11 protein-coding genes are annotated in these 14,029 nt (G+C 64.6%); 9 read left to right on the top strand and 2 right to left on the bottom strand.

Annotated elements, in window-relative coordinates:
• Positions 1–88: 88 nt before the first annotated feature.
• The 9 genes from greA to ACSMXN_RS04280 all read left to right on the top strand — a co-directional run bounded on the left by greA (position 89) and on the right by ACSMXN_RS04280 (position 9,364).
• The gene (gene greA / locus ACSMXN_RS04320) at positions 89–580 is read left to right on the top strand and encodes a transcription elongation factor GreA (protein ID WP_022913346.1); all 492 of its coding nucleotides are present in this window, start codon (positions 89–91) and stop codon (positions 578–580) included.
• A 65-nt stretch (positions 581–645) separates the two neighbouring features.
• On the top strand, positions 646–2,118 hold the full coding sequence (locus ACSMXN_RS04315) for a sigma 54-interacting transcriptional regulator (protein WP_051148884.1): 1,473 nt from the start codon (positions 646–648) through the stop codon (positions 2,116–2,118).
• Between the two features lie 38 nt (positions 2,119–2,156).
• Positions 2,157–4,121 (top strand): VWA domain-containing protein, encoded by a 1,965-nt coding sequence (locus ACSMXN_RS04310; protein ID WP_022913344.1) that lies wholly within the window; start codon positions 2,157–2,159, stop codon positions 4,119–4,121.
• Between the two features lie 23 nt (positions 4,122–4,144).
• Positions 4,145–4,576 (top strand): DUF2269 family protein, encoded by a 432-nt coding sequence (locus tag ACSMXN_RS04305; protein ID WP_022913343.1) that lies wholly within the window; start codon positions 4,145–4,147, stop codon positions 4,574–4,576.
• Positions 4,573–5,034 (top strand): GNAT family N-acetyltransferase, encoded by a 462-nt coding sequence (locus ACSMXN_RS04300; RefSeq protein WP_022913342.1) that lies wholly within the window; start codon positions 4,573–4,575, stop codon positions 5,032–5,034. The genes ACSMXN_RS04305 and ACSMXN_RS04300 overlap by 4 nt, the downstream gene beginning before the upstream one ends.
• 48 nt (positions 5,035–5,082) lie before the next feature.
• On the top strand, positions 5,083–5,838 hold the full coding sequence (locus ACSMXN_RS04295; protein ID WP_155958374.1) for a hypothetical protein: 756 nt from the start codon (positions 5,083–5,085) through the stop codon (positions 5,836–5,838).
• A 209-nt stretch (positions 5,839–6,047) separates the two neighbouring features.
• Positions 6,048–6,614, top strand: coding sequence for a class I SAM-dependent methyltransferase (locus ACSMXN_RS04290; RefSeq protein WP_455407767.1), 567 nt, complete (start codon positions 6,048–6,050; stop codon positions 6,612–6,614).
• A 390-nt stretch (positions 6,615–7,004) separates the two neighbouring features.
• Positions 7,005–8,648, top strand: coding sequence for an esterase-like activity of phytase family protein (locus ACSMXN_RS04285; protein ID WP_035943833.1), 1,644 nt, complete (start codon positions 7,005–7,007; stop codon positions 8,646–8,648).
• 47 nt (positions 8,649–8,695) lie between these two features.
• Positions 8,696–9,364 (top strand): NAD(P)H-dependent oxidoreductase, encoded by a 669-nt coding sequence (locus tag ACSMXN_RS04280; RefSeq protein ID WP_022913338.1) that lies wholly within the window; start codon positions 8,696–8,698, stop codon positions 9,362–9,364.
• On the opposite strand, the gene ACSMXN_RS04275 is transcribed toward ACSMXN_RS04280, so the two are convergent.
• Both ACSMXN_RS04275 and ACSMXN_RS04270 read right to left on the bottom strand, forming a co-directional pair.
• Entirely contained in the window at positions 9,361–9,963 is a 603-nt protein-coding gene (locus ACSMXN_RS04275; RefSeq protein ID WP_081649111.1) for a universal stress protein, read from the bottom strand. The genes ACSMXN_RS04280 and ACSMXN_RS04275 overlap by 4 nt on opposite strands.
• A 109-nt stretch (positions 9,964–10,072) precedes the next feature.
• The gene (locus ACSMXN_RS04270; RefSeq protein ID WP_022913336.1) at positions 10,073–13,942 is read right to left on the bottom strand and encodes an Ig-like domain-containing protein; all 3,870 of its coding nucleotides are present in this window, start codon (positions 13,940–13,942) and stop codon (positions 10,073–10,075) included.
• Positions 13,943–14,029 lie beyond the last annotated feature (87 nt).

The raw sequence follows: 14,029 nt of genomic DNA, 5'->3' as shown, positions 1-14,029 counted from the left end.
GTTACGTTTTACAGCTTCGGGCAGTCCACGCGACCGCTATCAGCACGATCCGCAACTCTTCAATGTCGAGCCTTACAGGAGTAACACCGTGACCAGCACCGACGCCGTCACCTGGCTGACTCAGGACGCCTACGACCGCCTGTCGAAGGAACTGGCCGAGCTCATCGCCCACCGGCCAGCGATGGCACAGGAGATCAACGATCGCCGCGAAGAGGGCGACCTCAAGGAGAATGGCGGCTATCACGCTGCCCGCGAGGAACAGGGCAAGCAGGAGGGCCGCATCCTCCAGCTGCAGCAACTGCTTCGAACGGCCCAGGTCGGCGAAGCGCCCACGACGGACGGCAAGGCCGGCCCAGGCATGGTCGTCACCGTTCGCTTCGACGGCGAGGACGACCACGAGACCTTCCTGATCGGGTCCCGCGAGGAATCGGAGACGACCGATCTTGACGTGTACTCATCGGCTTCTCCGTTGGGCAAAGCACTGACCGGTGCATCTCAGGGCCAAACGGTGTCCTACGAGACGCCGAACGGCAAGACGCTCAAGGTCACCTTGATCGAGGCAAAGCCGTTTTCGGGCTGAGCCGCTATTCGGGAATTTCGCGCTCAGCGATAAACCAACGTGTGCTTGCAGGCACTCCATGGCCGATTCGGCCTCGACCACGTAGCGTCGAACGGGTGACCGATGCCCCCAATATTTCCACTGTTGCCGCCCTGCGCTCGTCCGGACATGTCCACCGGGGAGTCAAGGCGGAACTCCGTCAGAACCTGATTGCCCGGCTCGCGGCCGGCGAGCCCACGCTCCCCGGAATCGTCGGCTTCGACGACACCGTCGTCCCCGAGGTCGAGCGTGCACTGCTGGCCGGACACGACATGGTGCTGCTCGGCGAGCGCGGTCAGGGCAAGACGCGCCTGATTCGCACCCTCATCGGCCTGCTTGACGAGTGGACGCCCGTCATTGCCGGATCAGAGCTCAACGAGCACCCGTACCTGCCGATCACGCCGGCCTCGATCCGTCGGGCCGCCGAACTCGGCGACGACCTGCCGATCACCTGGCGACACCGCAGCGAGCGCTACGGCGAGAAGCTTGCGACCCCGGACACCTCGGTGGGTGACCTGATCGGTGATATCGATCCGATCAAGGTCGCAGAGGGCCGTTCACTCGGGGATCCAGAGACGGTGCATTACGGGTTGGTGCCGCGCACCAACCGCGGCATCTTCGCCATCAACGAGCTCCCGGACCTCGCCGAGCGCATCCAGGTGGCGATGCTGAACGTGCTCGAAGAGCGAGACATCCAGGTACGCGGCTACCAGCTCCGGCTGCCGCTCGACCTGCTTCTCGTGGCCAGCGCCAACCCCGAGGACTACACCAACCGCGGCCGGATCATCACGCCGCTCAAGGACCGCTTCGGTGCTGAGATCCGGACGCACTACCCGATCGATCTGGACGACGAACTCAGGTTGATCGCCCAGGAATCGGCAGTGCTGTGGGATTCGCCCGACTCTGAAGACACTGCACACGCCGCGCCGCTGGTCCCCTCGCACCTACTCGAAGTCGTAGCGCGTTTCGCCCGGGCCGTCCGCGAAGCGCCGCAGGTCGACCAGCGCTCCGGCGTTTCGGCGCGGTTTGCGATCGCCGCGGTCGAGACGATGGCGGCCTCCGCGGTCCGCCGGGCCGCCATCACCGGCGAAGCAGTCGCGGTCAGCAGGGTGTCTGACCTGCCCTCGATCGTGCCCGCATCGCGAGGCAAGGTGGAGTTCGACGACGCCGACTCCGGCCGCGAATTCGAGGTGCTGGAACACTTGCTGCGACGAGCTGTCGCCGAGACCTCACGGGCCCGGCTGGCCGGACTCGACCTGCGCCCGTTGCAGGCGAAGTTCGACGAGGGTTTGCTCGTCCAGTCCGGTGACACGGTCTCTGCCGATGCGCTGCTCGAACAGCTGGGCACGATCCCGGGCCTGTCCGAACTCCTCGAACGACTTGAGCCCGACAGCGTCCACGAGGGTCCGGCGACCGTCGGCATCGCCGCCGCCGCCGTGGAGTTCGCACTCGAGGGGTTGTATCTGAACAAGCGGCTGGCCAAGGAATCGGGCGGCGGCCGCACGGTTTACGGCGCGTGAGCCGACATTAACTCGACGCAAGAGGGGGTGAGTCAGCGATGAGCTATCGCTACGGAGCATGGCACGGCGGACCGGATCCACTCGAGGCGCCGTTCGACATTCGCCAGGCGCTGGATGAGATCGGCGATGACGTTCTCGCCGGCATGTCACCCCGCAGCGCCCTGCAGCGACTCATGCGCATGGGCAGCAACGGTCGCGACGGGCTGGACGCGCTGCGCCAGAAGGCCCGCCGCAAAGCCCGCCAGCTGAGGGATTCATCGCGCCTGGACGGCACGCTGGATCAGGTTCGCCAGTTGCTCGATGAAGCCCTCGAGGCCGAGCGGGCCGCGCTGTTCCCGGACCCGAACGACTCAGCCCGGCTCGCCGAGGCCGAGTTGGATGCCCTGCCGTCAGACACCTCGCGGGCGGTACGCGAACTCGCCGATTACCAGTGGCGCTCCCCCGAGGCCGCGGCGAAGTACCAGGAGATTTCCGACCTGCTGCGCTCAGAGGTACTCGACGCTCAATTCGCAGGTATGCGCGATGCAATGTCGAATCCGAGTCCGGAGGCGATGGCCGCGATCAAGGCCATGCTGTCCGATCTCAACGACATGCTCGATGCAGACGCCCGAGGCGAACACACCCCGGAGCAGTTCGCGGAGTTCATGGCCAAACATGGCGAGTTCTTCCCGGACAATCCACAGAATCTGGAGGAGCTCGTCGACGCGCTGGCCCGGCGAGCCGCGGCAGCCGAGCGGCTGATGAATTCGTTGACGCCCGAGCAGCGAGCAGAACTGAGCGCGTTGATCGAGCAGGCGATGAGCGATGCCGGGTTGGCCGACGAAATGGCTCGGTTGCAGGGATCGCTTCGCTCTGCTCGACCAGACCTGCGGTGGTCAGGCCGGGAGCGGATGAATGGCGATCAGCCGATGGGCTATGCCGATGGCACCCAGGCGCTGGACGAGCTTGCCGACCTCGACGAGCTGTCCGAACTGTCACTGCAGGATTATCCAGGGGCAAGTCTGGACGATATCGACGAAGAACTCGTCGAACGGGCCCTTGGCCGTCAGGCTGTGGACGACATGGCGCGGCTGCGCGAAATCGAGCGGGAACTGAAGCGACAGGGCTACCTCGAATCCGGCAGCGAGGGCCTCGAATTGAGCCCGAAAGCCTTGCGCCGGTTGGGTTCCACCGCGCTCCGACGGGTCTTTGCAACCCTGGAATCGGGCGGTCGTGGTGATCATGACGTGCGCGACGCCGGCGCGGCGGGCGAGATAACCGGCGCGAGCCGGGAATGGCGCTTCGGCGACGAGCAGCCCCTCGACGTTGTCCGCACGGTCCGCAATGCCGTGCTGCGCGGGGAAGGCCGGGACGCCCGCCGGATCCGGCTTTCCCCCGATGACTTCGAGGTCGTCGAGACCGAGCGTCGCTCATCTGCCGCAGTCGCACTGCTGGTGGACATGTCGTACTCGATGGAACTTCGCGGTTTCTGGGGAGAAGCCAAGACGACCGCACTTGCGCTGCACTCACTCGTGACCATGAAATACCCCCAGGACGCGATCGAAATCATCGGTTTCGCCGACTACGCCCGACCGATGACACCGCGCGACCTGGTGAATCACGATTGGCAGGCCGTTCAGGGCACCAACTTGCAGCACGCCTTGATGCTTGCACGCCGACATCTGGACCGGCATCGTGACGCCGAGCCGGTCATTCTGGTCATCACCGACGGTGAGCCGACCGCGCACCTCGCCTCTGACGGCTTCTCGGAGTTCAGCTGGCCGCCCTCGGACGAGACGATCGCGGCAACCCTCGCCGAGGTCGAACGATGCACCCGCCGCGGTGCCACCATCAACGTGTTCATGCTCGATGACGAGCCGCGCCTGGTGAACTTCATGCACGCGGTAGGCCGACGCAACGGCGGTCGAGTCTTCCTGCCCAAGACCGGGGCGCTCGGTGAGTACGTGGTGGCTGATTATCTGAAGGCACGGGGCGGCGCCAGGCGCTCGAAACGAGCGGGCTGAACCACGTCCGATAGCCTCCGAGCATGCGTCATACGCTCGAATTCATTCATGTCCTGCTCGCGATCTTTGCCATCGGCCCGCTGGTTCATGCGGCAACCACGGCGGCCCGGGGGGTCAAGGCCGGCGACGCCGCGGCCGTAGCCAGCTCGGCTCGCACGGTGAAGATCTACGGTTACCTGTCGCTGCTGGTGGTGGTGTTCGGCTTCGGCCTCGTCCAGTCGAAATATCACCACGAGTTCTCAGACACCTGGATCTGGCTCTCGATCGTGCTCTACGCAATCGCTCTGGCGCTCGTCCTGATGCTGTTGCTGCCGTCTTTGCAGGGCGCCGCCACGGCTCTTGCGCATGGCGCATCGGCCGAGTCGCTCACCGCACGGATTGCGGCCTCGGGTGGTGTGGTGGCGCTGCTCTTCGCGGGCATCGTGTACCTCATGGTCTTCAAACCCGGCTCGTGACCGAATCGGCGGCCATCGTCGCCCGGATCATCGACGCCGACACCAGCCGGGAGCTTCGGCGTGCGGTCTTGCGCCCGAAACTCGCCGTCGGCGCCGAACTGCCCGGTGATCACGAGCCAGGGGTCGTCCATGTCGGGTCGTTCAGCGGCGGCCAGTTGCTCAGTGCTTGCCTCATCTTTCCCGCCGTCTGCCCGTGGCGCCCTGAGCTGCCCGCGTGGCAACTGCGCGGTATGGCGACCGAACCAGCAGCGCAAGGTCGCGGCGCCGGAACCGCCGTGGTGGTTGAAGCCCACCTCGTCGCCGCGCGCAACGGCGCCAAGCTGCTCTGGTGTCTGGCTCGTGCGACTGCCGTCAGCTTCTACGAACGCAATGGGTGGACGGTGGTCGGCGATGAATTCGAGGCAATCGGAATTCCGCATAGAAACATGGAGCGCGACTTAACTGGGCCAGTAAGTTAGGCTAGGCTAACTTAACCAATGTCGGCGATCATCGCGAAGGAGAACCGCATGTCGCTGCCCAGTGAGTCGCCCGCCGAGCTCGCGATGCAAGCCCGTGAGGCGTTGGCGGCCTCCGAGACAATGACCCTGCTGATCCAGGGCGTCGGTCGAGTTGACGCCTCGTCACCGATCCTGATGCACGACGACCGCGGTCGGCCAACCTTCATCTGTCCACGGGACTCAGCTATCGCATGCTCCGTCGGGCGCCTGGCACTGCTGAGCGTTCCGGTCAATCCCAGACGCGCTGAGCAGTCGGGTCTGCGCGTGGTCGTGATCGCCGGCGCGCTCACCCTGCAGCCTGGCACTCAGCTGGTCGCGAACACTCCGACGCACGAGGCGGACTCTGCCCTTGATCAACCACGGGCCCTGACCAACTCCGATCTGCCGGTTTCGGTCGTACTTTCGGTAACCCATGTTGTTGTCGAACGTGACGAGCCCGGTGCGAATACGATCACTCAACATGAAATCCCGGTCGACCTTTACACCCGCAGCGATCCAGATGCCCTGTTGGCCTATGCAGATTCCGTTCTGGCTCACACGAACAATGGCCATCGCGAAGAGCTGACGATGCTGGCAGCCCAGCAGCGTGGCATTGCCACGACCCAGATCGTCAGCGCGTGGCTGGCCGCGTTGGACCGGCACGGCGCCGAACTGCGGTGGATCGATGTCGACGGCGCCCACCGACTGCCGATCATCTTCGATCAACCAGCTCAGTGCCCAAGGACTTTGGGACGGATGCTGCGCGAGCAACTGACCCGGACTTAGCAGACCCGTAAGGAGCAGACCCGTAAGGAGCAGACCCGTCCTTGGCAGACGAGAAAAGCGCTCTCGCGCTCCTGCGGTCGTAGAATCATCTGACGGCCAGCGGCGGTATTCCGTCCCTAAGGAGGCCAGCGATCATGGCTGTAGAGCAGAGAATCACCGGGTTCTACGGGGAGCAGGTTCTACCGCGGATCATCAACGTTGCCTGCGGGATGAAGGTAACCCGGCCCCTGCGCCAACGCGTCTGCGAGGGCCTTTCCGGAGAACTCATCGAGATTGGCTTCGGTTCTGGGCTGAACGTGCCGTTCTACCCATCAGCAGTGAACCGAGTCGTGGCCGTCGAGCCTGCGGACACGGGCTGGGGATTGGCTACCAAGCGACTCGATGCCTCCCCGGTTCCGGTCGAACGCTCCGCGCTCGATGGCCAGTTGCTGCCGTTCGCAGACAACAGTTTCGACGCGGCACTTTCGACGTGGACGTTGTGCACGATTCCCGATGTGCACGCCGCATTGGCCGAGATCCGAAGAGTGCTCAAGCCAGGGGCCAGCTTGCACTTTCTTGAACATGGGCTCGCTCCCGACGAAGAAGTCCGGCGCTGGCAACACCGACTCGAGCCGATCCAGAAACGCCTTTTCGGGGGTTGCCATCTGACCCGGCCGATCGTGGACCTGCTGGTCGACGCCGGATTCACGATCACCGATGTCGATACCTTCTACGAAAAGGGCGCACCGAAGTTCGGTGGCGCAGACTCGCTGGGAATTGCGCGATCACCAGCCTGAGCTGTTGCCTTCCTATCAAGCTAGCTACCGCCTGCCAACCCGGCGGCTCAGCTGTTGAACGGTCCAGAAATTACGCAGCTGATGCCCGGATACTGAACGTTGGCAAAGAGATACTTTCCGAACGTCGAGCACCTCCCCGACGCGCTGGCCTGTTGCGGTGTCATATTCGCGATCACCGGAGACTGCCAGCATCTGCAGCTGCCCTCCAACGCCTGGGGCGTTAACAGTGGTTGATTGCCCGACCTCGGCTCCATGAACAGGAGAACAACAGCCGCCTCCTCGCGGCGTTCACCTTCTGGTTGCTAGGTCGGCTCACGTCCACCGGAGCACACGAGACTTGGCGGCGTCACGGGTCACGGGGACCCGCAGGCCCTCACAAAGGAGCAATACATGACAGGACGTCGCACTTACGTGGCGGCGGCGGTTGCAGGAGCAGCCGTACTCGCGCTGTTGCCCGCGGCGGTTGCGCAGGCAAACAACGGAAACCAGGCGCTGCTCGCGCGCTCGGATGCTTACCTGATCAGCCAGGGCAAGACCCTCAACGCCACCCACGGCGGCGACAGCGTGTTCGACAACGACAGCGGCAACATCACTGCGTTGATCTCGCACACCGATCCGGCACACGGCTCGTTGACGATGAACGACGACGGCACCTTCCGCTACACGCCGGCGCCGGGATTCAGCGGCGTTGACACCTTCACCTACACGGCCAGCGACGCCGTCAAGCTCTACAAGACGAACTTGCCGCCGTTGGCCACCATCGGCGGCGTGAAAATCACCGGCGGCGCTTACGGCTCCTCGCTCTACCCCGTACCGGGTTCCAAGGACGAGTTCTACGGCCTGACCGACCGCGGACCCAACGTAGACGGCGCGGACGGCTCGAAGGTCGAAGCCATCCCGACCTTCGACCCGGCGATCGGCAAGTTCAAGCTCACCGGAACGCAGGCGAAGCTCGAAAAGACCATCCCCTTGCGTGCCGGTGACGGAACCCCTTTCAACGGCTTGGTGAACACACAGGCCAACACGGGCGAGACGATCGAGAACCTTGCCGGTGTGGTGCAGGCTCCTTCACCATATGGTTACGACTCCGAGGGGCTGGTCGCGCTGCCAGACGGTTCGTTCTGGGTGTCTGACGAGTACGGCCCATTCATCACGCACTTCGACAAGAACGGCCGCCAGATCGGTCGCCTGTCACCCTTCGACGCCTCGTTGCCGGCCGAACTCGCCAATCGTGTTCCCAACAAGGGCATGGAAGGCCTCACCATCACGCCCGATGGCAAGACTCTGGTCGGCATGATGCAATCGGCCCTTCAGCAACCCGACCTGCCCGCGAGCGTCAAGCCTGCCAACGTCACAACGTTGCGGATCGTGACCTATGACCTGAAGTCACACGCGACGCATGAATACCTGTACTTGTTGGACAATCCGAAGACCAACGCCGGAGCTGTCAGTGAGATCACGGCGCTGTCCAACACCACGTTCGTCGTCGACGAGCGTGACGGCAAGTTCGAGCCGAACGCCTTCAAGAAGCTCTTCAAGATCGACATCTCAGGCGCAACGGATGTCGGACCGAAGGCCACCGTCCCTGCAGCGACCTACAACGCCAGCCTGGGCGGCCTGCTCGTCGGACCGACGCCGCAGTCCATCGATGCCTTCGTCGGAGCGAGTGACACGGCGACCGCAACGACCGCCTTGGCGAGCGTCGGTATCAAGCCGGTCAGCAAGGTCGTCGACGTCGACCTCGGCGGACTGCTCAGCAAACTCGACCCCACCGGCGGTTTCTTCGGTCACGACAAGGTCGAGGGCGTCGCAACCACCGACAAGGGTAAGACGCTGGTGGTCAGCAACGACAACGACTTCGGCATCGACGGTGTCGCCAACACCGCCGCACCTTGGACACTTCACGAGAAGGTGCTGCCGAACGGTCAGCAGGACGACGGCGAGTACCTGGCCATCGACACCACGAAGTTGAGCAACCCGGTCAGCACCGCCACCGTCTCGATCTTCGTCACGCCTCCGGGTATTCACAAGTAACAGCCTGCTGATGTGCAAACGGCTCGCGACAGGGCAAGATCATTGCCATGCCGCATCTCTTGCACCTCGACTCGTCTGCCGATCTGGCTCGGTCACGTTCACGCGCGGTCACCGCGACCTTCGCCGACGCGTGGCGTGGCTGTAGCCCGACCCACACGGTGACGTACCGCGATCTGCACCGTGACCCGCTACCGCATCTCGCGGACGCATCGCTGCACTGGGCGCCGCGATTGCGACCGGCCGACGCCACACCGTTCCCCGAAGCCGAAGCCCTTCAGCTTGCACTGCTCACCGAGTTGACCGCTGCTGATGTCGTGCTCATCGGCGCCCCGCTCTACAACTACTCGCTGCCGTCCAGTCTCAAAGCCTGGATCGATCACATCCACGTTCCGGGGACCACTGCTCCCTTCGACGTCGCTTCCCAACCGATGGCAGGACGGCCAGCCGTGATCGTTGCCAGTCAGGGTGCTTCTTACGATGCCGGTACGCCGACCGAGGGCTGGGATCACGCGGTTCCCGTCTTAGAACTCATCCTCGGCACGTCCCTGGGCATGCAGGTGTCGGTGATCACCACGAGCCTGACGTTGGCAGAAGACGTTCCAGCGCTGGCCGAGCAGATCCCGCGCAGCCAGGCCGAGCTCGCCAAAGCTCACGCGGACGCTGCGACTGCCGCCAAGGAACTCGGCAACCGGCCCGTTGAGGAGCCGAGCGTTTAGCGGGCCAACGCGGAGACATCGGGCTCGCGCCAGCGCAGCCCGCGCCACTCCCGCAGCAACGGCGGCGGCGGGACGGCAAGGACTGGGCATTCGGCATGCGTGAGGCAGTAACGCGCAACGGATCCGCGGAGCGCGCGAAACCGGCCTCGAGACCCAGAGCCCACGACCAGCCGGTCGGATGGATGACTGGCTGCGGCAACCAACGCGGGGCCAGCATCTGCTCGTACTAGGTGCGCTTCGGCGGCAACGCCGGAACGCTGCCCCGCGAAGGCGGCATCGAAGACGTCGCGCAAGCGCTCGCGTGCTGCTGCGTGCTCCATTTCGAGCAGATACAAGCTAGGGCCGCGTCGGTAGGAGATCTCACCGCCTCGCGGAGTCCACGCCATCAATGCGATCAACAGCGCCCCGGTTCGGCGCGCCTCTGCGAAACCCGCGTGCAGCGCGGCCACGCTGCCCAGCGAACCGCTGACGCCCACGATCACCAGCGGTGATCGGGGCTGCTGAGACTCGGCGAGTGCCGACTCAGCTCGCCCGAAGTCAGACGGCAAAAGTTCTGGCGGCTCTGGGTCAGGCGGTTCGGGAAGGGGAGGTTCGGCCATGAATCCAGCGTGCACCGCCCCCGGCCCGGCTCGAAACCGTCCTCACGCCTTCACTACGCGCACTGACCAGACCCTAGTGCCAGCCCTGCGGAACGCTCATGCCAGCGACTCAACCGAGTGCAGGCGGAATCTCCACCGCGGTGAGGCTCCAGAAATCCCAGAGCGGCCCACTTGCCTTCAGCGTGACCGGATGTTTCTTCGCATCCGTTGCCCCATCGACCCGCTGAGTCCAGAACGTGTCGCCGACCCGGCGATCGACGAACTGATGGACGATGCTCTGACCGGCAGCCGCAGTCACCGGACGTGCCGATGACCAGTTGTGTCCGGCCGCCCAGATCAGCGAGTTGCGACTGTTGGGCTTGACAGTGGCCCGGGGCGATTCCCAGAATCCCGAATCGGAGTCACTAGCACCGATCGCAGTCGCCGCATCGCTGAACGCGGCGACCGTTATCGAGCCGTCAAAGTTCGACTTGGCCAATCTCGCGGTGATGGCCTCGTCGCTCAATTGCTTTGGTGCATAAGCCTGCCAGACTTCGGTCGTCCCCCAGCTCGCCGTCGATCTGGCAGCCCGAGTCCAGGTCAGACCGGCCCCCGACACCGCCGTCACGTGCTGGTTGGCGAACAACGGCCCGTCGGCGGTGACGAAGGCCAGCACCAGTTCACCATCGTGCGCCGTGCTGAGTTCTGGTGAGACCAGTCGCGCGATCCGTCCCGGGCTGTCACCGGATACCACAGTGTCGAGGGTTGGCGGCGGCGTTGTGCAATCGACTGGTACCGGCACGCTCACGGTGATCGACACCGTCGCCGAAGACGAACGCAATGCCCCGTCGCTGGTCCGGAAACTGAAGTGGTCGGCCCCGTGGAAGTAGGCATTCGGCGTGTAGGTCAGGTTCGGCGCCGATCCGGTCAGCTTGCCGTGAGCCGGCCGCGAAACCAGGTACGTGAGCCGATCGCCATCGGGGTCTGTACCGACCAGAGTCACCGGAACCGATTTACCCTGCAGCGTTGTCACGGTTTGGCTGTTAGCCGTCGGTCGATGATTTACCGGTGCCACCGGGGTAATCGAGATCGACACCGTGGCTTGCGCGGAACTCAGGGTGCCGTCACTGGTCGTGAACGTGAAGCTGTCGGACCCGCTGTAACCGGCGTCCGGCGTGTAGGTGAGGTTCGGCGCGGTGCCGGAAAGCGTCCCGTGCCCCGGGTCTGACGCTGTGTAGGTGATCGGGTCACCGTCGGCATCTGAGCCCACCAGAGTGACGGCCACCGGCTGATCCTGCTGCGTTGTAACCGCTTGGTCGGCCGCTGTCGGCGCGTGATTGACCGGTGGTGCCGGAACAACCGTGATCGAGACCGTCGCCGGCGCTGAGCTCAGGGTGCCGTCACTGGTCGTGAACGTGAAGCTGTCAGCGCCGCTGAACCCGGCGTCCGGCGTGTAGGTGAGCTCCGGTGCGATACCGGAAAGCGTGCCGTGCGAGGGAGTCGATACGACATAGTTGATTGCGTCACCGTCTGGGTCAGCGCCGGCCAAGGTGACGGCGACGGCCGCGTCCTGTGGCGTCGAGACTGCCTTGTCGGACGCCGTCGGTGGGTGATTGACAGCCGTCACCGTGATCGACACTGTCGCCGGCGGCGAAGTCAGCGATCCGTCATTGGTTGTGAAGGTAAAGGCATCTGGTCCACTGAAGCCGGCATCCGGCGTGTAGGTCAGATTGGGCGCCGTTCCGGAAAGTGTTCCGTGCGCTGGTTGTGTTGCGGCGTAGCTGATGGCATCGCCGTCGGGATCTGCGCCGGTCAAGGTCAGCGAGGTCGCGGTGTCCTGCAGAGTCGACACCGACTGATTCGTCGCGGTGGGAGCGTGATTCACCGGCGGAGCAGCAGTGACGGTGATTGCGATCGTCGCCGGCGCTGACGGCAGCTTTCCGTCATTGGTCGTAAAGGTGAAGCTGTCCGCACCGCTGTATCCGGCATCCGGCGTGTACGTGAGCTGAGGAGCTGTGCCCGACAGCGTCCCGTGCGCGGGATTGGACACGGAGTAGGTGATGGCGTCGCCGTCTGGATCATCGCCGGCCAAGATCACCGGGACAGCAACGTCCTGCGCGGTAGTGACTGCTTGACCGGCTGCGGTAGGCGGGTGATTCACCGGCGTGACGGTGATCGACACCGTAGCTGGGGACGAGGTCAGATCGCCGTCGTTTGTGGTGAAGGTGAAGCTGTCGGGGCCGCGGTAACCGGGGTTGGGCGTGTAGATCAGATTCGGTGCGGTACCCGACAAGGCCCCATGAGCGGGGCTGGACACCGCGTAGTTCAGGGCATCGCCGTCCGGATCCGTGCCGGTCAAGGTCACCGACGCCGGCGTGTCCTGCAAGGTCGACAGCGACTGACCGGCGGCGGTCGGCGGGTGGTTGACCGGCGTCACCGTGATCGACACCGTGGCTGGCGGTGACGTCAACTTTCCGTCGTTGGTCGTGAACGTGAAGCTGTCCGCGCCCCGATAGCCGGCGTCCGGCGTGTACGTGAGGTTCGGTGCGGTGCCCGACAGCGTGCCGTGCGCTGGATCAGACACGTTGTAGGTGATCGCGTCGCCATCGCGGTCGTCCCCGACGAGGGTCACGGGCGCCGACGTGTCCTGCAGCATCGAGAGTGACTGGTCAGCCGCGGTGGGCGCATGGTTGACCGGTGTAACCGTGATAGAAACCGTCGCGGTCGGTGAACTCAGCTTTCCGTCGTTGGTCGTGAACGTGAAGCTGTCGGTGCCGCTGAATCCAGCGCTCGGGGTGTAGGTGAGGTTCGGCGCCGTGCCCGACAGGCTGCCATGAGCCGGGTTGGAGGCCGCGTAGGTGATCGCGTCGCCATCGGGGTCCGCACCGGCCAACGTCACGGGCACTGCTGTGTCCTGCGGGGTCGACACCGACTGGCTCGCTGCCGTGGGCGCGAGGTTGCAATCCGGATCAGCCTTGTCGATCAGGCCGTCACCGTCGTCGTCGATATCGTTGTCACACACCTCGGTGGTGACCGATGCGCGCGCGGTCACCGAGATGACAGCGAGGAACAGATTGTCATCACCGGACGGATTGGCCGTTTGTACGACCATCGACTTGTCCCCGGTGTGGATGAACGGCGTCAGGTTGTAGAGCTCATCATCGGTACCGGTCTGCGAGTTCGGGTCGGTTGGGTTGTCGAGGCTGTCACCCACGCCGCCGACGGTGATGAGGGCACCGTTCGCGGCGACGCCGTCGTCATAGTTACCAGCGCAACTGGTCAATCGGCTGCCGTTGACGTCGACCGTCGAGAATTGCTGCCCGCCGCATTCATGGACCTCGTCCGGTCCCTGGAAGCTGAAGCCGCTGCCGAGCGAGAGCTGCGCGGCGAAGCCCGCGCTCGAAGTGTCGACGGGCGAGTCGAAGTTAAGCGTGACCCGGTCGCCGGCCTGCTTCGAACCACCGTCGAGAACGGCGACCGTCACCAGGGGCAGTGCGGGGTTGGAGTAGATGACGACGAGCGCGACGCCGTCCAGCTCGTCCGGATCGGTATTGACCGCGAAGTTCGTGATACCGCCGCCGCTGCCCACCTTTGCCGCGACCTGGTCGGTCACTGTCGCTCGTGCCGTGATCAGACCGGTCATTGCCGGTTCGGAGTTGGCCAGGGTGGTGAGCACTACTGTGCTGCCGTCGAAATCAAAAGTGCGCTCGTCCAGCGGAAGGTCGAGCGGCGCCGAGGAGTAGCTGCCGTAGAGGTACGCCTGAACGACTGTCGAGCCGGCGGGCACTTCGGCCTGAATTGTGCCGCCGGTGCCGTCCTGGCCGAGGCCATCCGCGGAATAGCCGCCGTGGCCGATGAACGTCGACGGGGTCGCTGCGTCGGGCGTCAGAACGTGCAGGGTCGCGTTTGCAACTCCGGGCAGGCCGAGCAGCAGACCAGCCATGACCACCAGCAGCGCAACGGTCTTGGTTACTCGACTACGGCCGCGCGTCGCCGTCACGGGAGCTCGATGCCGCCCAGGGCGAGACGTACGGCGGTTGAACATCGTGCGTTCCCCCTGTGATTTTCATAGCGGACGGGGCGATCA

The organism is Parajatrophihabitans canadensis, from assembly GCF_053764775.1.
This window is presented reverse-complemented; position numbering and strand designations above follow the sequence as displayed.